The organism is Streptomyces sp. NBC_00996, assembly GCF_045162675.1.
Taxonomy (GTDB): domain Bacteria; phylum Actinomycetota; class Actinomycetes; order Streptomycetales; family Streptomycetaceae; genus Streptomyces.
On record NZ_CP108723.1, the window covers coordinates 2,483,025 to 2,501,755 of the forward strand.

The 18,731-nt window shown below is 71.2% G+C and carries 21 protein-coding genes and 1 riboswitch; of the genes, 9 read left to right on the forward strand and 12 right to left on the reverse strand.

Annotated features, from left to right (window positions below):
• Positions 1-104: 104 nt before the first annotated feature.
• Positions 105-1,988: a glycoside hydrolase family 15 protein gene (locus OG390_RS11840; protein ID WP_406167287.1), complete on the forward strand. Its 1,884-nt coding sequence runs from the start codon at positions 105-107 to the stop codon at positions 1,986-1,988.
• Between the two features lie 5 nt (positions 1,989-1,993).
• On the forward strand, positions 1,994-2,749 hold the full coding sequence (locus OG390_RS11845) for an SDR family oxidoreductase (RefSeq protein ID WP_406167289.1): 756 nt from the start codon (positions 1,994-1,996) through the stop codon (positions 2,747-2,749).
• A gap of 310 nt (positions 2,750-3,059) precedes the next feature.
• Here the strand turns inward: OG390_RS11845 and amaP are convergent, their stop codons facing one another.
• The 5 genes from amaP to OG390_RS11870 form a co-directional block, all read right to left on the reverse strand.
• The gene (gene amaP / locus OG390_RS11850; RefSeq protein ID WP_406167290.1) at positions 3,060-3,629 is read right to left on the reverse strand and encodes an alkaline shock response membrane anchor protein AmaP; all 570 of its coding nucleotides are present in this window, start codon (positions 3,627-3,629) and stop codon (positions 3,060-3,062) included.
• A 14-nt stretch (positions 3,630-3,643) separates the two neighbouring features.
• Positions 3,644-4,318 carry a DUF6286 domain-containing protein gene (locus tag OG390_RS11855; protein WP_406167292.1) on the reverse strand — a complete coding sequence of 225 codons (675 nt, stop codon included), beginning with the start codon at positions 4,316-4,318 and terminating at the stop codon, positions 3,644-3,646.
• Positions 4,315-4,698, reverse strand: a complete 384-nt coding sequence (locus OG390_RS11860) for a hypothetical protein (protein WP_399077473.1) — start codon at positions 4,696-4,698, stop codon at positions 4,315-4,317. Before OG390_RS11860 ends, OG390_RS11855 begins: the two co-directional genes overlap by 4 nt.
• Before the next feature lie 3 nt (positions 4,699-4,701).
• Positions 4,702-4,887 carry a hypothetical protein gene (locus tag OG390_RS11865; protein WP_399077475.1) on the reverse strand — a complete coding sequence of 62 codons (186 nt, stop codon included), beginning with the start codon at positions 4,885-4,887 and terminating at the stop codon, positions 4,702-4,704.
• Positions 4,888-4,971: 84 nt separating this feature from the next.
• Entirely contained in the window at positions 4,972-5,460 is a 489-nt protein-coding gene (locus OG390_RS11870; RefSeq protein ID WP_399077477.1) for an Asp23/Gls24 family envelope stress response protein, read from the reverse strand.
• An 87-nt stretch (positions 5,461-5,547) separates the two neighbouring features.
• On the opposite strand from OG390_RS11870, the gene OG390_RS11875 reads away from it, so the two are divergent.
• A complete protein-coding gene (locus tag OG390_RS11875) occupies positions 5,548-6,279 on the forward strand; it encodes a nucleopolyhedrovirus P10 family protein (protein ID WP_406167295.1) in 732 nt (243 codons plus the stop codon).
• Between the two features lie 67 nt (positions 6,280-6,346).
• Here the strand turns inward: OG390_RS11875 and OG390_RS11880 are convergent, their stop codons facing one another.
• The 4 genes from OG390_RS11880 to OG390_RS11895 form a co-directional block, all read right to left on the reverse strand.
• The gene (locus OG390_RS11880) at positions 6,347-7,138 is read right to left on the reverse strand and encodes an enoyl-CoA hydratase/isomerase family protein (protein WP_406167297.1); all 792 of its coding nucleotides are present in this window, start codon (positions 7,136-7,138) and stop codon (positions 6,347-6,349) included.
• Positions 7,139-7,275: 137 nt separating this feature from the next.
• Entirely contained in the window at positions 7,276-7,497 is a 222-nt protein-coding gene (locus tag OG390_RS11885) for a helix-turn-helix domain-containing protein (protein WP_006123601.1), read from the reverse strand.
• Between the two features lie 383 nt (positions 7,498-7,880).
• Positions 7,881-9,479 (reverse strand): ABC-F family ATP-binding cassette domain-containing protein, encoded by a 1,599-nt coding sequence (locus OG390_RS11890; protein ID WP_399077483.1) that lies wholly within the window; start codon positions 9,477-9,479, stop codon positions 7,881-7,883.
• A gap of 91 nt (positions 9,480-9,570) precedes the next feature.
• The gene (locus tag OG390_RS11895; RefSeq protein ID WP_406167299.1) at positions 9,571-9,762 is read right to left on the reverse strand and encodes a hypothetical protein; all 192 of its coding nucleotides are present in this window, start codon (positions 9,760-9,762) and stop codon (positions 9,571-9,573) included.
• Positions 9,763-10,315: 553 nt separating this feature from the next.
• On the opposite strand from OG390_RS11895, the gene OG390_RS11900 reads away from it, so the two are divergent.
• Both OG390_RS11900 and OG390_RS11905 read left to right on the forward strand, forming a co-directional pair.
• Positions 10,316-11,206 (forward strand): neutral zinc metallopeptidase, encoded by an 891-nt coding sequence (locus OG390_RS11900; protein WP_406167301.1) that lies wholly within the window; start codon positions 10,316-10,318, stop codon positions 11,204-11,206.
• A 116-nt stretch (positions 11,207-11,322) separates the two neighbouring features.
• The gene (locus OG390_RS11905) at positions 11,323-11,745 is read left to right on the forward strand and encodes a VOC family protein (RefSeq protein ID WP_406167303.1); all 423 of its coding nucleotides are present in this window, start codon (positions 11,323-11,325) and stop codon (positions 11,743-11,745) included.
• 30 nt (positions 11,746-11,775) lie between these two features.
• Here the strand turns inward: OG390_RS11905 and OG390_RS11910 are convergent, their stop codons facing one another.
• The 3 genes from OG390_RS11910 to OG390_RS11920 all read right to left on the reverse strand — a co-directional run bounded on the left by OG390_RS11910 (position 11,776) and on the right by OG390_RS11920 (position 15,411).
• On the reverse strand, positions 11,776-13,182 hold the full coding sequence (locus tag OG390_RS11910; protein ID WP_406167305.1) for a hypothetical protein: 1,407 nt from the start codon (positions 13,180-13,182) through the stop codon (positions 11,776-11,778).
• 214 nt (positions 13,183-13,396) lie between these two features.
• Positions 13,397-14,524 (reverse strand): alpha/beta hydrolase, encoded by a 1,128-nt coding sequence (locus OG390_RS11915; RefSeq protein WP_406167306.1) that lies wholly within the window; start codon positions 14,522-14,524, stop codon positions 13,397-13,399.
• A gap of 146 nt (positions 14,525-14,670) precedes the next feature.
• On the reverse strand, positions 14,671-15,411 hold the full coding sequence (locus OG390_RS11920) for a class II aldolase/adducin family protein (protein WP_406167308.1): 741 nt from the start codon (positions 15,409-15,411) through the stop codon (positions 14,671-14,673).
• Between the two features lie 196 nt (positions 15,412-15,607).
• Between OG390_RS11920 and OG390_RS11925 the strand changes: the two genes are divergently transcribed.
• The 4 genes from OG390_RS11925 to OG390_RS11940 all read left to right on the forward strand — a co-directional run bounded on the left by OG390_RS11925 (position 15,608) and on the right by OG390_RS11940 (position 18,263).
• Entirely contained in the window at positions 15,608-16,357 is a 750-nt protein-coding gene (locus tag OG390_RS11925) for a lysozyme (RefSeq protein WP_406167310.1), read from the forward strand.
• Positions 16,358-16,535: 178 nt separating this feature from the next.
• On the forward strand, positions 16,536-17,774 hold the full coding sequence (locus OG390_RS11930) for an anion permease (RefSeq protein ID WP_406167312.1): 1,239 nt from the start codon (positions 16,536-16,538) through the stop codon (positions 17,772-17,774).
• 12 nt (positions 17,775-17,786) lie between these two features.
• On the forward strand, positions 17,787-18,008 hold the full coding sequence (locus tag OG390_RS11935) for a hypothetical protein (protein ID WP_406167314.1): 222 nt from the start codon (positions 17,787-17,789) through the stop codon (positions 18,006-18,008).
• A 99-nt stretch (positions 18,009-18,107) separates the two neighbouring features.
• Entirely contained in the window at positions 18,108-18,263 is a 156-nt protein-coding gene (locus tag OG390_RS11940; RefSeq protein ID WP_406167316.1) for a hypothetical protein, read from the forward strand.
• 314 nt (positions 18,264-18,577) lie between these two features.
• Positions 18,578-18,721, forward strand: a riboswitch (cobalamin riboswitch).
• Positions 18,722-18,731 lie beyond the last annotated feature (10 nt).

The window sequence follows — 18,731 nt, forward strand, 5'->3', positions numbered from 1 at the left end:
CTCACTTCCCCGAGGCCGCTTAGTCCGGGGGCCGCACCGGGGCGGCCGTTCGCGCCACTCTGGCGGCCCGATTGGCCCGCGCCCCCCTCGGGAACCCGTCCACCGTGCATCAACGCATCGAGGACTACGCGCTCATCGGGGACGAACAGACCGTGGCTCTGGTGGGCCGCGACGGCTCCGTCGACTGGCTGTGTCTGCCCCGCTTCGACTCGGCGGCCTGCTTCGCGGCACTGCTGGGCGACGAGGACAACGGGCACTGGCGCATCGCACCCAAGGGCGCGGGCTTCTGCACCCGGCGCGCATACCGTCCGGACACGCTCGTGCTCGACACCGAGTGGGACACGGACGAGGGCTCGGTCCGGGTGACCGACCTGATGCCGCAGCGCGAACACGCCCCCGATCTCGTACGCGTCATCGAGGGGCTGAGCGGCCGGGTCACGATGCACGGCCTGCTCCGGCTGCGCTTCGACTACGGCTCGATCGTGCCGTGGATGCGCCGGGCGGACGGCCACCGCGTGGCGGTCGCGGGCCCGGACTCGGTCTGGCTGCGCAGCGAGCCGCCCGTGCACACCTGGGGCAAGGACTTCGGTACCCACTCGGAGTTCACGGTCGAAAAGGGGGAGAAGGTCGCCTTCGTCCTGACCTGGCACCCCTCGCACCGGCCGCGTCCGCCTCTCTGCGACCCCTTCGAGGCGCTGCGGACCAGCGTCGAGGACTGGCAGGCATGGGCGGCGCGCTGCCGCTACGACGGCCCGCACCGGGACATCGTCGTGCGCTCCCTGATCACCCTCAAGGCCCTCACCTACGCGCCGACCGGCGGCATCGTGGCCGCCCCCACCACCTCACTGCCCGAGGAACTGGGCGGCGTCCGCAACTGGGACTACCGCTACTGCTGGCTGCGCGATTCCACGCTCACGCTCGGGGCGCTCCTGGAGGTCGGCTACCTCGAGGAGGCCGAAGCCTGGCGCGACTGGTTGCTGCGCGCGGTCGCGGGCGCCCCGGCGGACCTGCAGATCATGTACGGCCTCGCTGGTGAACGCCGGCTGTCCGAGTACGAACTGCCGTGGCTGACCGGCTACGCGGGCTCGTACCCGGTGCGGGTCGGCAACGACGCCGTACAACAGCTGCAGCTCGACGTGTACGGCGAGGTCATCGACTCGCTCTCGCTGGCCCGTCGTTCGGGACTGCCCTCCAAGCCGCACATGTGGCGGGTGCAGGTCGCCCTGATGGAGTTCCTGCGGACGGCGTGGCGGCAGCCGGACGAGGGGATCTGGGAGGTGCGCGGCCCGCGTCGGCACTTCGTGTACTCGAAGGTCATGGCCTGGGTGGCCGCCGACCGCGCCGTACGCACCCTGGAGGACAACCCGAAGCTCGAAGGCGACCTGGAGGGCTGGCGCGCGATGCGCGACGAGGTGCACGCGGAGGTGTGCCAACTCGGCTACGACCCCGAGCGGAACACCTTCACGCAGTCCTACGGCTCCCGCGCGCTGGACGCCTCGCTGCTGCTCATCCCCCACGTCGGCTTCCTGCCGTACGACGATCCGCGGGTCCTCGGCACGATCGCCGCGGTCCGCGAGGAGCTCAGCCACAACGGCTTCCTGCGCCGCTACAGCATCGAGGAGACCCGGATCAGGGTCGAAGAGACCCGGGTCAGCATCGAGCAGACCGGCACCGAGTCGACCGCCGTCAGCACCGAGCAGGTGGGCGTCGGCACCGAGCAGTCCGCCCTCGACGGGCTGCCGGGCGGTGAGGGCACGTTCCTCGTCTGCTCGTTCTGGCTCGCGGAGGCCCTGCATCTGACGGGTCGTACCGAGGAAGCCCGTGAGATGTTCGAGCGCCTGGTGGGGTTGGCCAACGACGTGGGCCTGCTCTCCGAGGAGTACGACCCCGTCGCCGGCCGCCGGCTCGGCAACTTCCCGCAGGCGTTCAGCCATATCGGCCTGGTGGGTACCGCCCTCGCCCTGTTCGGGGGCGAGCAGGCAGGATAGGGGCCATGGATCTTGGACTGAAGGACCGTGTGTACGTCGTCACGGGAGCCACCCGTGGCCTGGGCAACGCCGCCGCGCGTGAACTCGTCGCCGACGGCGCGAAGGTGATCGTGACGGGGCGCGACGAGAAGAGCGTCGCCGACGCCGCGTCCGCGCTCGGCCCGAACGCGGTCGGGGTTGCCGCCGACAACGCCGACCCGGGGAGCGCGCCCCGGCTGATCGCCGCCGCCCATGAGCACTTCGACGGCTTCGACGGCATCCTGATCAGCGTCGGCGGCCCGCCGCCCGGGTTCGTCGCCGACAACACCGACGAGCAGTGGACGGCCGCGTTCGAGACGGTCTTCCTGGGTGCGGTGCGGCTGGCCCGCGCGGCTGCCGCGGAACTCGGCGAGGGAGGTGTCATCGGTTTCGTGCTTTCCGCCTCGGTGTACGAGCCGATCCCCGGGCTGACCATCTCCAACGGTCTGCGCCCCGGTCTCGCGGGCTTCGCCAAGTCACTCGCGGACGAGCTGGGCCCGCGCGGCATCCGCGTCGTCGGCCTGCTCCCGTCCCGTATCGACACCGACCGCGTCCGCGAACTCGACGGCTACTCCGCCGATCCGGAGGCCACCCGCGCGGCCAACGAGGCCCTCATTCCGCTGCGCCGTTACGGCACCCCGGAGGAGTTCGGCCGCACCGCCGCGTTCCTGCTCTCGCCGGCGGCGTCCTACCTCACGGGCATCATGCTGCCGGTGGACGGCGGAATGCGGCACGGCTTCTAGTGCCGCGTCAGCCAAGGTCTGCCCGTCAAGGAGCGGCGTCCGGTGCGTGCTCTGGGGGTCCCCCCGACCGAAGGCTGGGGGGAGTGCCGGCCGGAAGTCCTCGTACTGGATGTACTTCGGCTTTCGGCCGGTGCGGCGAGTGGGGGCACCTCCCACGCCCTTGAGGCAGTGGGGGAGCGTGCCGGGCGTCGCGACGGGGCGAACGTTGCCTGCCGGGGCACTGGTTTCCCGTAGTTTCCTGGCCGACGGGGTCCTGGCCAAACAGGGGCCTCGCCGACAGCGTCCCGGCCGACAGGGACCTGGGCGAAGCTCAACTGACCCGCTGAGCACGGTGCTTGACCCCGCGGAGGCGTACCTCCGCGGGGAGGGCGGCAAGGCCCGCGGAGTCCCGCGCGTGCGTCAGCGCCTCGGCCGTCAGCAGGTGCAGGGCCTGCCCGGGGTCCACATGGGGTTCCAGCAGGAGCTGCACCCGCGCCTCGGGCGCGCTGCGCCCTCCGGTCAGCACGATCTGTGCCTGCTCGACGCCGTCCAACTGCGTCGCCTCGCCGACCAGTACGCCTTCCAGTGCCCGCCCGCGCAGCAGCGCGCCCTCGCCGTCGCCGGTGTCGACGAGCACTTCGGCGAGCCGCCGCCGCCGCAGGACGGCCACCAGCCACCACAAGGACAGCAGCACCAGAATCGCGAGGACGGCGATGACGGTCGGCCACCACCAGCCCTGGTCCCGCCACCGGGTCCGCTCGGCCCGGCTGAGCAGTACGTCGTGCGGCCCGTCGTGGATCCACCACGAGGGAGGGTTCACGCCGAGTCCCACGGCGAGCACGGAGCCGCCGAGGACGACCAGCCCCAGCCCGACGATCCCGAGCAGTACGCGGTTGACCATCCGGAGCACCCGCCTCACCCCTTCCGTCCGGGGCGCCGGACGTGCACCGACAGCGCGGGCGGCCGGGCGAGCCCGAGCCCCCTGATGCCGTCGGCGAGCGTGGCGTCCAGGTCGGCGCGTACGTCGTCGAGTTCACGGAAGTGCGAGACCGCGCGGACGTCGGCCTTCCTACGTCCCATGCGCACCCGGACCGACTGCACCCCGGCCACCTCCATGGCCCGGTCGCGCAGCGCCATCGCGGCGGCGCCCCGGTGCAGCCCGGCCCGGACGTCGGCGTGGGTGCGCCGCATCGGCAGGACGTCGCGCAGTCCGGGCGTGACGGCGAGGACGATCAGCCAGATACCGACGGCGGCCGCGACTCCCGCACCGACGAGCACCCAGCTGTCGTCGAGGGGGCGTTCGGCGAGTTGCCGGGCCAGCGACCTGCGCCAGTGCATGGCGGGCCGGTGGGCTCGTACCGCTGCGACGTCGTACAGGAAGGCACCCGCGGCGATCAGGATCAGCACGGCGACGATGCCTGCGGGGATGCGGCGCGCGGACCAGAAACGGCCCTGGCCGCCGTCCTCGTCGTCCACGGTGCGCAGCGGTTCGTACGCCGCCGCGGAGGCGGACTGACCGAGTGCGCTCTCGCCCGCCTTCTCCAGGACAGGCATGGGCTGCGTGCTGTCGGAACCCCGGGACTCGCTCATCGCGTCCTCCCCTGTGCCGCGCCGGGCGCCTGCGCCAGGTGCAGCCGCTCCACCTGGACGGCCACCTCCGGCACTTCCATCCCCGCCAACGCCCTTACCCGCTCGGCGACATGGTGACGCACCGCGTGGCACCGGCCACCGATGTCGGAGGGGTAGTCGAGTTCGAGGCTGACGCGAAGACGGGCGCTCTCGTGGTGCACGACCACGCTCGCGTGCGGGGGCACGGCGTCCGGGGGCAGCGCCGGAAGCACCTCGCGTGCCGCCTGCGCGGCGATCTTCGCGACGACGCGGTCGGCGATCCGGGTCGCGCCGCGCTCAGCCGCCGCGACGACCGTCACGGGCCGCCGCGTCTCACCGAGCCGGTCGACTTGACCTGCCACGCGTCACCGCCGTCGGTTGTCGCGGGTGCGGAAGAAGTCGCCGACGTCCAGGTCACCCTCCAGGAACCTCCCGACGACGAACCCGATGGCCCCCAGCGCGGCCACCAGCACGAAGGCCCCGAATCCGCCGAAGTACCCGGCGAAGCCCAGCGCCATTCCGGCGATCATGCCGATCACGGCCAAGCTCATGATGCGCTCCTCAGCAGTTCGGTGGCCGAGTGATCACTAGCGGTTCGGTGGTCGGCGGTCGGCAGCGGTTCGGTGACCGGGCGGTCACTGGAGCCGCGTCTCCGTCTCCTCCTCTTCTTCCTCGGGAAGCTTCACATCACTCACCGCGATGTTGACCTCGACGACCTCAAGGCCCGTCATGCGCTCGACGGCCGCGATGACGTTCTCGCGCACGGCGTGGGCCACGTCGCCGATCGACACGCCGTAGTCGACGACGATCTCCAGGTCGAGCGCGGTCTGCAGCTCACCGACCTCAGCCTTCACACCTCGCGAGACGGACTTCGAACCGCCGGGCACACGATCGCGCACCGCCCCGAAAGTCCGGCTCAGGCCGCTGCCCATCGCATGGACACCGAGCACATCACGGGCCGCGAGCCCGGCGATCTTCTCCACGACGCCGTCGGCGATCGTGGTCCGTCCCCGGGTGGCGGGATCACCGCCGCCGCGCTTGGTGACACCGGACTTGCGGATCTGGGGCGACCCCTTCTCGCCGGCAGGGGTTTCCGTCCGGTCCGGCTCCGTCATGTCGGTCATGGCCGTATGTCCCTTTCGGTCGTCCTCCTTCACCCACACTAAGCGGGGTTGCGCAGTCGCGCGCCGCGGATGCGGCAGGCTGGAACTATGACGGCGGACCGGTGGGCGCAGGTGGTACGGCATCAGCTCGGGCTCGGCAGATTGCTGCCCCTCGGCCTCTCGCGCGACGGCGCGTGGATCACGGAGCGGGCGGCCGGCTCTGTCCTGCGGCGCACGGCCGATCCCGTGCGCGGTGTGCGGCTCGGCACGCTCCGGATCTCACTCGCCGACCCGGACGAGACGTACGACCCCGCCGTGCCGCCCCCGCCCGGGGCACTGCCGCCCGGTCCTCTCCGCATCACGGCGGGGTTCGCGGCGGGGACGGATCCCACCGCCCCGGGCGTGGAGCCGCTCCCGACGACAGCGGCCCGCCTGCGTCTGGCCCTGGCCGCGGCGGCGACGGAACGTCTCGGTCTGACGGTCACGGATGTGGATCTACGGGTGACAGGGCTGCTCGACATGGACGAACCCCCCGTCGCCGTACCCCCTGACGAGGTGCGAGAGGCTGCGGAACCGACGGACCCCGAGGAGGCGCAGGCAGCCGCAGCCGCACGGTCGGTCCCGGGTGTGACCCACCTGACGGACCTCCTGGGCCGCCCGGTGCACGTCGAGGAGGCACCGGGCGGGGACCCCGCCCTGCCACGCCGCCACGTCCGCGTCGAACTGGCGGTCGCGGCGGACGAGCGGACCGTAGACGTGGCAAGGGCCGTCAGGGCGGCGGTCACGCAGACCCTGACGGACACACCGTCGGTGGCGGTTCTGGTAACCGCCGTGGGCTAGAGCGCTCCCAAGGGACGCGGAGAACTACGCGACCGGCCGGAAAACGACCCGCAGCCCCAGGACGGTCTCAGTCACCCACCCTGGCAAGGTCCCGAAGCCGCCGAGCCTGCGCAGCACGCTCAGCGACCCGCTGCTCCTCGTAGGAACGCTCCTGCGCCCCGCGCAGCAACGCCTTGGTCTCGATGGCGGCATCGCGCGGCGCGGCAAGCAGCGCAGCGGCAAGGTCTCGCACCGCGTCATCGAGCTGCTCGACGGGCACGGCAAGGTTGGCGAGCCCGGTGCGCTCGGCCTCCTCGGCCGACACAAAGCGCCCCGTCGCGCAGATTTCGAGCGCTCGGGCGTACCCCACGAGGCTCACCAGCGGATGCGTCCCCGTGAGGTCGGGCACGAGCCCGAGGCTGGTCTCACGCATGGCGAACTGCACGTCGTCCGCGACGACGCGGAGATCACAGGCGAGCGCGAGCTGGAACCCCGCACCGATGGCATGCCCCTGCACGGCGGCGATGGACACGATGTCACTGCGCCGCCACCAGGTGAACGCGTCCTGGTACTCGGCAATGGTCGCATCGAGCTCGGCATCGGAGCCGCGCGCGAGGTCGATGAACGACGGTTCCCCGTCGAAGCCCTCGGGCGTGAACGCCTGCCGGTCGAGCCCGGCGGAGAAGGACTTGCCTTCGGCGCGCAGGACGACCACACGGACGGAGCCCGGCAGTGACCGGCCGGCCTGCGTCAACGCCCGCCACAGAGCAGGACTTTGGGCGTTGCGCTTGGTCGGGTTGGTCAGCGTCACCGTGGCGATCGCGTCGTCGACGGTGAGCCGTACGCCGTCCTTGTCGAGTACCGGGTCGAGCGAAGCCATGGGGCGCCTCCGATGGGTGCGGTCGGATCAGGTGGTACCCCACAAGGGACACAACCTAAGTGACTGCACAGTAACCACCCGGCCGATCGCCCGACCGACCGGGTGGCCACCACCGAAGCCGATGGGGACGCCCGGCCTCAGGCCGAGGCGGCCTTCTTGCCCCGCGTCGCTCCGCCACGCCCTCGGAGCGTGACGCCCGACTCGCTGAGCATCCGGTGCACGAAGCCATACGAGCGGCCGGTCTCTTCGGCCAGCGCCCGGATGCTCGCACCGGAGTCGTACTTCTTCTTCAGGTCTGCCGCGAGCTTGTCGCGCGCGGCGCCGGTCACCCGGCTGCCCTTCTTCAGAGTCTCGGCCACCCGTGCCTCCTCATGGGAAGTGCGCTCTGGACTCTCATGATCACCCCTCACGGGCCGCATGGCCACCCATTCGGCAAGGTCCGTAAGACAAGGTTTTGACGACAGGAGCCCATCCCCACGAGTGGAATTTCAGGTTCCGGCTGCCGTCGTCCGTACCGCCGAACGGGTTCTTCCGCGAAGTACCTGGTCAGCGACGCGAGACGGCCGGGCCCTTGGGAACAAGGGGCCCGGCCGCGAAATCGATGTAGGACACACCTCGGTACGAGGAGATCTCACACAGATGATGGATCACGGATCGGCCGAATGATCCATACGCAGTGGATCAGTCATTCGATCACGACGGGCTGACACCGGTGAGGCCCGGGCGCCGACTCGGGCACGACTCAGGCGAGCGCCACCAGATCCGCGTAGTCCGCGCCCCACAGGTCCTCGACGCCGTCCGGCAGCAGGATGATCCGCTCCGGCTGGAGCGCCTCGACGGCGCCCTCGTCGTGGGTGACGAGGACGACGGCGCCCTTGTACGTGCGCAGCGCGCCGAGGATCTCCTCCCGGCTGGCCGGGTCGAGGTTGTTCGTCGGCTCGTCGAGCAGGAGGACGTTCGCGGAGGAGACCACGAGGGTCGCGAGCGCGAGACGGGTCTTCTCGCCGCCGGACAGCACGCCGGCGGGCTTGTCGACGTCGTCGCCGGAGAACAGGAACGAGCCGAGCGTCTTGCGGACCTCGACCAGGTCGAGGTCGGGGGCCGCGGAGCGCATGTTCTCCAGGACCGTGCGCTCGGGGTCGAGGGTCTCGTGCTCCTGCGCGTAGTACCCGAGCTTGAGGCCATGGCCCTGCACGACCTCGCCGGTGTCGGGGTTCTCGACGCCGCCGAGGAGCCTGAGGAGGGTCGTCTTTCCGGCGCCGTTCAGGCCCAGGATGACGACCCGGGAGCCCTTGTCGATGGCCAGGTCGACGTCGGTGAAGATCTCCAGGGAACCGTACGACTTCGACAGGCCCTCGGCGGTGAGCGGCGTCTTGCCGCAGGGCGCGGGCTCCGGGAAGCGCAGCTTGGCGACCTTGTCGGAGGCCCGTACCGCTTCGAGTCCGGCGAGCAGCCGGTCGGCACGCTTGGCCATGTTCTGCGCGGCGACCGTCTTGGTGGCCTTGGCGCGCATCTTGTCGGCCTGCGCGTTCAGCGCGGCGGCCTTCTTCTCCGCGTTCTGCCGCTCGCGCTTGCGACGCTTCTCGTCCGCCTCGCGCTGCTGCTGGTAGAGCTTCCAGCCCATGTTGTAGACGTCGATCTGGGCGCGGTTGGCGTCCAGGTAGAAGACCTTGTTGACGACCGTCTCGACGAGGTCGACGTCGTGGGAGATCACGATGAAGCCGCCACGGTAGGTCTTCAGGTAGTCGCGCAGCCAGACGATCGAGTCGGCGTCGAGGTGGTTGGTCGGCTCGTCGAGCAGCAGGGTGTCCGCGTCCGAGAAGAGGATGCGGGCCAGCTCGATACGGCGGCGCTGACCACCGGAGAGGGTGTGCAGGGGCTGGCCGAGCACACGGTCGGGCAGATTGAGCGCGGCGGCGATGGTGGCGGCCTCGGCCTCGGCGGCGTACCCGCCCTTGGTGAGGAACTCCGTCTCCTGGCGCTCGTACTGCCGCAGGGCCTTCTCGCGGGTGGCGCCGGTGCCGTTGGCGATGCGCTGCTCGTTGTCCCGCATCTTGCGGATCAGGGTGTCCAGGCCCCGCGCGGACAGGACACGGTCGCGGGCGAGCACGTCGAGGTCGCCGGTGCGCGGGTCCTGCGGGAGGTAGCCGACCTCGCCGGAGCGCGCGACGTTGCCTGCTGCGGGGATGCCCTCACCCGCGAGGACCTTGGTCAGCGTCGTCTTGCCCGCGCCATTGCGGCCGACCAGGCCGATGCGGTCGCCCTTGGCGATACGGAAGGTGGCGGACTCGATGAGGATGCGGGCGCCGGCGCGCAGCTCGATACCGGAGGCGGAAATCACGGACAGACTCCAGGGCAGGGTCGTTGGCGGGGTGGACGGCTGAGGACGTTCCCGCCGTCTAATGCGCGAGGAGAATGGCCATGGGCCAAGTCTAACGGGGCCGTGCAACCACTTTTTCTGTGTGCTGGTGTTCGACACTGTGATGCTCGCCCCGCCGCTCGTTGTCCAGCGGCGTCAGGTCCCGGGTGATCCTGCCCACCTCGTCCACCGCGACGATCTCGCCGGTCCAGCTGTCGGTGGCGGCGCAGGGCTGCGCGATCAGCAGCGCCGTACGGACACGCATCGCGCGCGGGCGCGAAGGCGCAGCCCGGGCGGGCAGCACCCAGCGCAGGTCGCCGTCGGCGATGCGGTACGCGGCGATGCGCCGAGGGGCCGACGACGGCGAGCATGTGGGCGCCGAGGGTCCGCAGCACTCCGCTGCCCCGTCGGGCCGCGAGCCAGGGCGCGGCCCCGGGAAGGGCCCGGTGCCGGCGGACCGCGCCGCCGTCGCCGCGGACGGTGGCCGTGACCAGCCCGTCGTCCCGGAGCGCGATCGCGTCCCCGCGCGCGGGGAGCACGGCCGACGGACGCCGGCTGCTCGGTCGGGGTGGCCTGCGGGTGCCGGACAGGTGACTCCGGATCCGTCACCTCGATCGACAGAACGACCACATTGCCCCTCGCCACCGCAGTTCACGGATCCGGCGCAGAGCGTGGACGCGGGTGACTCGCAGGGCCGTCGGGACTACGCACGACGGGCCGGCGAGAGCGCGTCCCCCGTTCGGACCTCCGCCCGGGGCCGGGGTCCGGGGGGCGTACGAGGATGGCCACAGCGACGCACGGCAGAGGGGGGTGTGCCCATGCAGTTCGACGACGACGCCGACCTGGACACGTCCGAGGTCCAGGATGTGCGCAGTAGTCGAATCCCCGGCGGTAGAGCGACCATCGGGGGTGGCATCGCCGGCCTGATCGCCCTGATCATCGGACTGTTCTTCGGAATCGGTCCCGACGAACTCGGGCTCTCCTCCGGGAGCGACCAACCCGCGTCGGCCTCCTCCTCCCTCGCGCAGGTCCAGCAGACCTGCAAGAAGGGAAGCGACGCGAACGCCAGGGAGGACTGCCGCATGGTGGCGGTGGTCAACAGCGTGCAGGACTACTGGACGCAGGAGTTCGATCGCCGCAGGGGCACGTACACACGCTCCCCGACGGTCTTCTTCAGCAGCCGCGTCGGCACGGCCTGCGGCACCGCCACGTCCGCCGTCGGCCCGTTCTACTGCCCCGGCGACCGCAAGGTCTATCTGGACCTGGGCTTCTTCGACGAGCTGCGCACCAAGTTCGGCTCCAGCGGTGGGCCGTTCGCGCAGGCGTACGTGGTGGCGCACGAGTACGGGCACCACGTGCAGGACCTGATGGGGACGCTGGGCAGGTCGCGGAACGGACTGACCGGCGCGAACAGCAACTCGGTGAAGGTGGAGCTGCAGGCCGACTGCTACGCCGGGGTGTGGGCGCACCACGCGACGACGACGAAGGACCCCTCGACGGGCAGGCCGCTGATCACCAGCCTGACGGACGCCGACATTCGCGACGGCCTGGACGCGGCGGCGGCAGTCGGCGACGACCGGATCCAGGAGAGGTTCCAGGGCCGGGTGACCCCGGAGACCTGGACGCACGGCTCCGCCAAGCAGCGACAGCAGTGGTTCTACGAGGGTTACAGCACCGGCGACATGGCGCGATGCAACACGTTCCGCTGAGGCCGGACGGCAGACGGCTTCCGCTCCCGGGGCGTTGTCAGTGCCCGGTGCCAGACTGGGCAACAGGTCGGATTCCGGCGGCGGTTCCGGCGGCGCGACGAGAGGGAGTGATCGGCATGGCAGGCATGGACGGCGGGCGCCCGAGCATCTACCCGACACTGCTGTACGCGGACGCGAAGGCGGCGATCAGGCAGCTCACGGAAGCCTTCGGCTTCAGCGAGGCGTCGGTGTACGAGAGCGACGAGGGCCCGGTCACCACGGTGATGCACGCCGAACTGGTGCAGGGCAATGGCGCGGTGATGCTCGGCTCCAAGGGCCGCGGCGGCGTCTTCGACACCGCGATGAAGGACGCGGGCCCGGCCTCGGTGTACGTGGTGGTGGACGACGTCGACTCGCACCACCAGCGGGCCGTGGACCACGGCGCCGAGATCCTGATGCCCCCGACGGACCAGGAGTACGGCTCGCGGGACTACATGGCCCGGGACCTCGAGGGAAATATCTGGAGCTTCGGCACGTACGCCCCCGAGATAGGGGCGTAGGACCTCGTCGGCTTCCGTCGCCGACCCCCGTCAGCTTCCTCCGGTGTGCACCTGGAAGGCGGCCCGGCGTACGGCCTTGGCGAGCGCCGGGTCCGGGTGCGCGGCGGCGAGCGCGACCAGGACCTGCACGGTACGGGGGTGCCCGACCACGCGTACCTCGTCGAGGAGTGCGGGCACGGTGGGCTGCATGGCGGACTCCAAATGCCGTACGAGGAGCGGGGCTTCACCGTGGTCGGCGACCGCGGCAGCGGTGTCGACCCACAGCCAGGTGGCCTCCTCGCGGGTGAGCACCTCGTGGGCGTCCTCGGGGTCGTGGCCGTCGTGCTCGGCGAGCCACAGCAGGGCGTAGGGACGCAGTGAGGTCTCCTCGGCCACGGCGCGCACGTCGGGCTCGGCGGGGGCGCCGACCACGCGCAGCGCCTCGAAGGCGAGGCCGCGGGTGAGGGCGTCCTCGCCCCGGGCGGCGTCGAGGAGTTCGGTGACGGCGCTGCCGACGGGACGGGCGGCCAGCCAGGCGCGGTACTCGGCGCGGGCCGCGTTGGGGCGCAGCTGGGCGCAGCCGCGGAGCATGTCCTCGGCCGACTGCTCGATGTTCCCGGCGGGGCTCTGCGCGGCGACGCAGATCTGCTCCAGCTTGACCCAGACCGCCCAACTGCCGAGCGGGGTGAGGGTGGCCTGGCCGTCGGCGCAGGTGAGCGCGCCCACGGAGGCGAGGGCGTGCAGGGCCCAGTCGAGGAGCGGGGCGAGGGGGGCGTCCGCGGTGTCGGGTGCGGCCTGCGGGGCGGGCTCCGGCTGGGGGCCGTACGCGATTTCGCAGCGCTCGGTGCGCAGTTCCGTCACGCGCTGCTCGAGGAGATCGAGGAGCTGTTCCACGGGGACGGGCCCCGCGGAGAGCTGGAGGAAGGAGAGCACCTGAGGCATCGCGGAGACGACCTCGGCGACAGCGGCGGGTTCGCGGTCCGCGGGCTCCGGATACGCGAGCGACCAGGCGTCGAAGAGGGCGACCCAGCCGCGCAGTACGGCGCTGTCGTCGCGGTTCCAGGCGCGCAGCCGCCAGCCCGGGCGGGCGCTGTCGCCGTGCACTTCGACAAGACCGGCCAGGCGTGCGGTGTCCCAGTCGGCGCGGACCTGAGCCGGGGCCAGCCCCAGGTCGGCGGCAGCCCGTTCGGCGGTGGCGTCGGAGAGGGTGCCCCTGCTGTCGGGGGCAGCGCCGTCACGCCCCGGGCGCAGTGCGGCGTCGGCCCAGCGGGCGACACGGGCCGCGCCGGACAGGCCGGTTCGCGCCATACGGGCCAGTTCCGCGGGCGGCGGTGTGCCCTCGGGAGGCCGCGGTGCGGGGCGGCGCGTGCGGCGCTGGGTCACCGCTCGGGGGGCGGCGGCCAGGGGCCGCGGGCTGACGAGTCGGAGCCTGGAGTCGCGCGGGTTACGGGACGTCACGGGTGCAGTCTTCCGGTTGACGGTCCGAAAACCCAAACGGAATGTCACGGCAGGCGACAGGGGTGGTGAGCGCGGGGGGTTCTCGGGACGCGCGACAGGCGGGAACGAGCCATCGCGAGAGTTGTCCGCGGCCGAACCGGAAGGACGCCGTCGGGTTAGCCGGGGTCTTCGTGGGGACCGGCTGTCCGGCCCTGTCGGAGGTGTGCGGGGGCGCTTACATCAGGGGGGTGAGGAAGCGGCGCAGGGCCTCTTCGTAGCCTTCCGGGTCGGCGTTCCACATGGCGCCGTGCGGGGCCTTCGGGACCGTGTGCAGGGTGACCAGGTCCGGGCGGCGCTTGGCCAGGCGGCGTGAGGTGTCCCAAGGGGCGATGGTGTCGTCCGGGCCGTGCAGCACCAGCGTGGGCACCTCGAGGTGGTCGGGGTGCGCGGCGTTCTCGATGCGGTCGCCGTGCAGGCCTGTGCGGCCCTGGGCGGCGCGCACCGCGAGGGGCAGCAGGGCGCTGGGGGTGCGGCGGGCCGTGGCGAGGGCGCGCAGCGTGGTCTCCCAGCTGAGGACGGGCGAGTCCAGCACCAGGCCGGAGATCCGCCCGCGCAGGGCGGAGTGCGCGGCAGCGCGCAGGGCCATGGTGGCGCCGATGGACCAGCCGTAGAGGACGACCTGCTCGGCGCCGTACCGCACGGCGTACCGGATGGCCGCGTCGAGGTCGCGCCACTCGGTCTCGCCGAGGTGGTTGAGGCCGTCCTGGGAGCGGGGTGCGCCGAGGTCGCCGCGGTAGGCGAGGTCGAGTACCGGGAAGTGGTGGCGGTTCAGGAACTCCATCACGTTCATCGGATGTTCCCGGGTGGCGCCCAGGCCGTGCACGGTGATCACCCAGGTGTCGCGGACGGCGGGCACGAACCAGGCGGGCAGAGCGCCGAGTTCGCCGGGTATGTCGACGTCGGCGTGGGCGAGGCCGAGGGCGGCGCTCGGGTCACCGACGTGCAGATTCGGGGTGAGCCACACCTTGTCGCCGGGCTTCAGGGAGCCGTGGGTGACGCGTTCGAGGCGGCGTACGACCGTGTCGACGGGGTGGGGGGTCCCCTTCATGACCGGTCCGACGATCGCGTGGGAGCCGTCGCCGGCGAGGCCGTATGTGCCCGGACGCTGGGAGGCCAGGTCCCGGGTGAGCGTGATCCCGCCCGCCGTCGTGGCGTGCACGGTGAGCCGGGGCTCGGTGGGCAGGGGCTTGCCGGGCGACGTCTTCAGCGCGGCGTCACTCGCGAACCGGCCCGCGGCCACGGTGGCCGCGCCCGCGGCTATGGCTACGGTGACGGCTGCTGCCGTGGCTCTGATGGTGCGCACGCGTCCAGTCTCCCGGGGGAGCCCGCCATCGGCCAGCGGGAGGGAGGACTGGATGACGTCTTGTGCCAGGGTCGGGGCGTGTGCGCTCTCGTGGTGCGGGTGATGCGGCATCGCCGGATTCGTACGTCTCGTCCGCCCGGCGTCGCTCAGCCCCGCTGCCCGTACCCCCGTAGCCGCTCCCCCGCCTCCTGGGTCTGCCGGGGTGACAGCAGCGTGGGTGTCAGGCCAGGGACCGAGGAGGCCAGGAGCCAGACGCGGGACATCCACTCCAGCTGGGCCGTGCGGTCGTACGCCTGGTTCAAGGAGTCCCCGTGGGCGATGGTGCCGTGGTTCTGCAGAAGGCAGGCGGTGCGGTCGGCGAGAGCCCGGAGCATGTTCTCGGCCAACTCCGGAGTGCCGTATGTCGCATAGGGGGCAACACGGACCGGGCCGCCGAGGGCGCCCGCCATGTAGTGGATCAGCGGGAGCTCGGGGACGAGCGTGGAAACCGCCGTCGCGTGCGCGGCGTGGGTGTGGACGACGGCGCGCGCGTCGGTGGCGCGGTAGATCGCGAGGTGCATCGGCAGTTCGCTTGTCGGAAGAAGCGAACCGAGCACCTGCCGGCCGTCGAGATCGACGCCGACGACGTCGTCGGGCGCCAGCCGGTCGTACGGCACTCCCGTGGGCGTGACCAGGACGGTGCCGCCGACTCGTACCGACACATTGCCCGACGTACCGACGACCAGCCCGTCGGCCACCGTCCGGCGGGCCGTCAGGACGAGGTCGTCCCACGCCCGTTCCACCGCGTCCCGCACGTCCCGCGCGTCCCGCGCACCCAACTCGCCCCGTCCGGGGGCATCCTGTGCGTCCTCCCGCACGTCCCGTGCGTCCCGCCGCTGCTCAGCCATGCCGCGATCCTGCCAGGCTCAGACGTCAACCCGCCGCAGGCGAGGGCACTTTAGGGCGGAACCCGCGCATCCGTAAGTTCGCATATGGGCATACATCCCCCTCTGTTGGCGATTGGCTGGCGATCGATGGGCATGCACTGATCTTCCAGTAACCTCTGGGGGATTTGTCGTGCACGTCGCCATTCCGGGGGGAAATATGGCCCGTGATCACAAACCATTCCGTCGCCGTGCCCGCGTCGTCGCGGCAACGGCCATCGTGGGGGCGCTCACCGCGGGTGGGACCGCCCTCGTCGCGGTTCCGGCCTCCGCAGCGAGCAAGCCCAAAGGGCACGACGTCTCCTCGCACCAGAAGAACGTCCACTGGCAGAGCGCGAAAGCAAAGGGCGCCCGCTTCGTCTACGTCAAGGCGACCGAGTCCCACACGTACCGCAATCCGTACTTCAGCCGGCAGTACAACGGCGCGCGCAACGCGGGCATCCTCCGTGGCGCCTATCACTTCGCGGTGCCGAACAAGTCGTCCGGCACCGCCCAGGCCGCGTACTTCGTGCGCAACGGCGGCGCCTGGCGCTCGGACGGCTGGACGCTGCCGCCCGCGCTGGACATCGAGTACAACCCGTACAGCAGCCACAAGTGCTACGGCCTGAGCAAGGCCAGGATGGTGAGCTGGATCAAGGCGTTCAGCGACGAGGTCAAGCGGGAGACCGGTCGCCGCCCGGTGATCTACACGACCACGCACTGGTGGAACACCTGCACAGGCGGCAGTCGCGCCTTCGCCGCGAACCACGCCCTGTGGCTCGCCCGCTACGACTCGGCGGACGCGGGTGCGCTGCCCGCCGGCTGGTCGTACTGGACGTTCTGGCAGTACGACAACCACGGCAGCCTGCCGGGTGACCAAAATCTCTTCAACGGATCCATGGCCGCACTCAAGAGGCTCGCGCGAGGCTAGGAACTGATAGCGGAGCCCTGTATTCCGCCTCCGTTCGAGGCACCGGACCGCCCCTTCGTCACAAACGGAGGGGCGGTCCACCGTTTGAGACACCCCACCGCCTGCCTCAGTTCATCTTCCGTTCACCCAGGTTGCCTACGGTCCACATGCCACTGACGTCAAACAGAAGCCTGGGTAAATGGAACACATCACGCTCCTCCTCGGAATCGTGATCGTCACCGCTCTCGTGTTCGATTTCACGAACGGTTTCCACGACACTGCCAACGCGATGGCGACGACCATCTCGACCGGCGCTCTGAAGCCCAAGACGGCGGTGGCCATGTCCGCCGTGCTGAACCTCGTCGGCGCGTTCCTCTCCGTGGAGGTCGCCAAGACGATCTCCGGCGGGATCATCAACGAAGAGGGCATCCGCACCGAAGTGATCTTCGCGGCGCTCGTCGGCGCCATCCTCTGGAATCTGCTGACCTGGCTTCTGGGTCTGCCCTCCAGCTCCTCCCACGCACTCTTCGGCGGCCTGATCGGCGCCGCGGTCATGTCGGCCGGCTGGTCGTCGGTGAACGGCTCGACCGTTGTCACCAAGGTGCTGATACCCGCGGTCGCCGCGCCCATCGTGGCCGGACTCGCCGCGATGCTGGCCACCCGGCTGACGTACAGGATCGGCAACCGCGCCGAGGAGAAGGCCACCGCCAAGGGCTACCGCGCGGGCCAGATCGCCTCCGCCGGCCTGGTCTCGCTGGCACACGGCACGAACGACGCCCAGAAGACGATGGGCATCATCACCCTGGCCCTGGTCACCGGAGGCGTCCTCGCCCCGGGCTCGAACCCTCCCACCTGGGTCATCGTCTCGGCCGGTACGGCCATCGCGCTCGGCACCTACCTGGGCGGCTGGCGCATCATCCGCACCATGGGCAAGGGTCTGACGGACCTCGCGCCGCAGCAGGGCTTCGCCGCCCAGACCAGCGCCGCGACCGCCATCCTGGCCTCCTCGCACATCGGCTTCTCCCTCTCCACCACCCAGGTCTGCTCCGGCGCCGTGATGGGCTCCGGCCTGGGCCGCAGGGGCGGTGTCGTCCGCTGGTCGACCGCGACCCGGATGTTCGTCGCGTGGGTCCTGACGCTGCCGGCCGCCGGTCTGGCCGGCGCCTCGGCCGAGTTCCTCACCAAGCAGGGCACGTGGGGCATCGTCGCCACGGGCGTGCTGCTCGTCGCCGGCGCCGGGGTCATCTGGACCCTCTCGCGCCGCCAGCCGGTCACCGTCGACAACGTGAACGACGTCGCCGAGCCCGCGGGCGTCATCACCACGGCGATCGCCGCTGTCACCCCGCCGCCGGCCGGTTCGATCGCCACGGCCGACACCGACCTGAAGACCACCATCCCGGCCCCGGACGCGGAGCCCACCCGCCCGGCCACGGTGTAAGGAACGAACAGCATGAACATCGACTGGGCAGCCCTCGCCTCCGTCTTCGGAGTCAGCCTCCTCGCCACCGTGGGCCTCGTCGGCCTCTTCACCCTCGGCATCGTCGGCCTCTCGAAGCGCGAGTCGGCGTCGGCCCGGGGCGGCTCCGCCACCCTCGCGGTCACCGGCGCCTACGCCTGCTTCGCGGCGTGCGCGGCGGCAGTGGCGTACGGGATCTTCATCATCGTGGCCTGACGCCACAAGCGAATCCTCTTCCCGATTCCGTCCGCGGGGCGGCGCGGCACCCACTGGTGCCGCGCCGCCCCGCGGTTTTTCACCGACGACCTGCTGTGGGTGGAGCACGCCGCGGGGCAGCTCGCCATCCGTGACGACCACGAACTCCTGGCCCGCTACCCGGAGTGCTTCGCGCAACTCACCGACAGCGCGCTCGACGGTGAGGCGGCGGTCGACCTGATCGACAAAGCCGCGCGGGACTTCAGCATCAGTTGAGCCATTGGCCCGAGGAGGGGCGATGCGGCGGTAACTGCTGGTGCGCCACACGCGTGCGGACGGCCCCCCGTCGACCACGCAGACCTCCTCCGCTTGAGAGTCGGTGCCCCGGAGGCATTCGGCCGCCCCCGCAAACCCTGGCGTCGCCGCACACAGCGGCACAGGCCCCCCGGAGGATGGGTCTCCACCGCCCTCTACCGCTCTCCGAATTCTCCTTTTCAGTCCAGAGAGGCCGGATTCGGTCGGCCAGACGCAATCCGGCCCCGTGTGGGCCTCAGCACACTCTTCCGCCCCAGGTCAACAGCAAGTTGACGGCTGTTCTAACCCCGTGGTGGACTGCCCGAGCCAAGTACGGCGGCATGAGAGGAAGCCGGTGTGAGTCCGGCGCGGTCCCGCCACTGTCACCGGGGAAGTAAGTCCCCGGGAGCCAGGAACTCTCACCGCCGGTCTCGTCGAACCAGGGCGTGG

What these genes read in the sequence shown, in the direction of transcription:
- amaP (WP_406167290.1), bottom strand. Translation starts at nt 3,629, where the DNA reads ATGGTCAACCGCGTACTGCTCGGGATCGTCGGGCTGGGGCTGGTCGTC.
- OG390_RS11880 (WP_406167297.1), bottom strand. Translation starts at nt 7,138, where the DNA reads ATGGCTTCGCTCGACCCGGTACTCGACAAGGACGGCGTACGGCTCACC.
- OG390_RS11875 (WP_406167295.1), top strand. Translation starts at nt 5,548, where the DNA reads ATGACGGCGGACCGGTGGGCGCAGGTGGTACGGCATCAGCTCGGGCTC.
- OG390_RS11930 (WP_406167312.1), top strand. Translation starts at nt 16,536, where the DNA reads ATGGAACACATCACGCTCCTCCTCGGAATCGTGATCGTCACCGCTCTC.
- OG390_RS11845 (WP_406167289.1), top strand. Translation starts at nt 1,994, where the DNA reads ATGGATCTTGGACTGAAGGACCGTGTGTACGTCGTCACGGGAGCCACC.
- OG390_RS11870 (WP_399077477.1), bottom strand. Translation starts at nt 5,460, where the DNA reads ATGACCGACATGACGGAGCCGGACCGGACGGAAACCCCTGCCGGCGAG.
- OG390_RS11925 (WP_406167310.1), top strand. Translation starts at nt 15,608, where the DNA reads ATGGCCCGTGATCACAAACCATTCCGTCGCCGTGCCCGCGTCGTCGCG.
- OG390_RS11855 (WP_406167292.1), bottom strand. Translation starts at nt 4,318, where the DNA reads ATGAGCGAGTCCCGGGGTTCCGACAGCACGCAGCCCATGCCTGTCCTG.
- OG390_RS11905 (WP_406167303.1), top strand. Translation starts at nt 11,323, where the DNA reads ATGGCAGGCATGGACGGCGGGCGCCCGAGCATCTACCCGACACTGCTG.
- OG390_RS11865 (WP_399077475.1), bottom strand. Translation starts at nt 4,887, where the DNA reads ATGAGCTTGGCCGTGATCGGCATGATCGCCGGAATGGCGCTGGGCTTC.
- OG390_RS11920 (WP_406167308.1), bottom strand. Translation starts at nt 15,411, where the DNA reads ATGGCTGAGCAGCGGCGGGACGCACGGGACGTGCGGGAGGACGCACAG.
- OG390_RS11895 (WP_406167299.1), bottom strand. Translation starts at nt 9,762, where the DNA reads ATGCGTGTCCGTACGGCGCTGCTGATCGCGCAGCCCTGCGCCGCCACC.
- OG390_RS11935 (WP_406167314.1), top strand. Translation starts at nt 17,787, where the DNA reads ATGAACATCGACTGGGCAGCCCTCGCCTCCGTCTTCGGAGTCAGCCTC.
- OG390_RS11900 (WP_406167301.1), top strand. Translation starts at nt 10,316, where the DNA reads ATGCAGTTCGACGACGACGCCGACCTGGACACGTCCGAGGTCCAGGAT.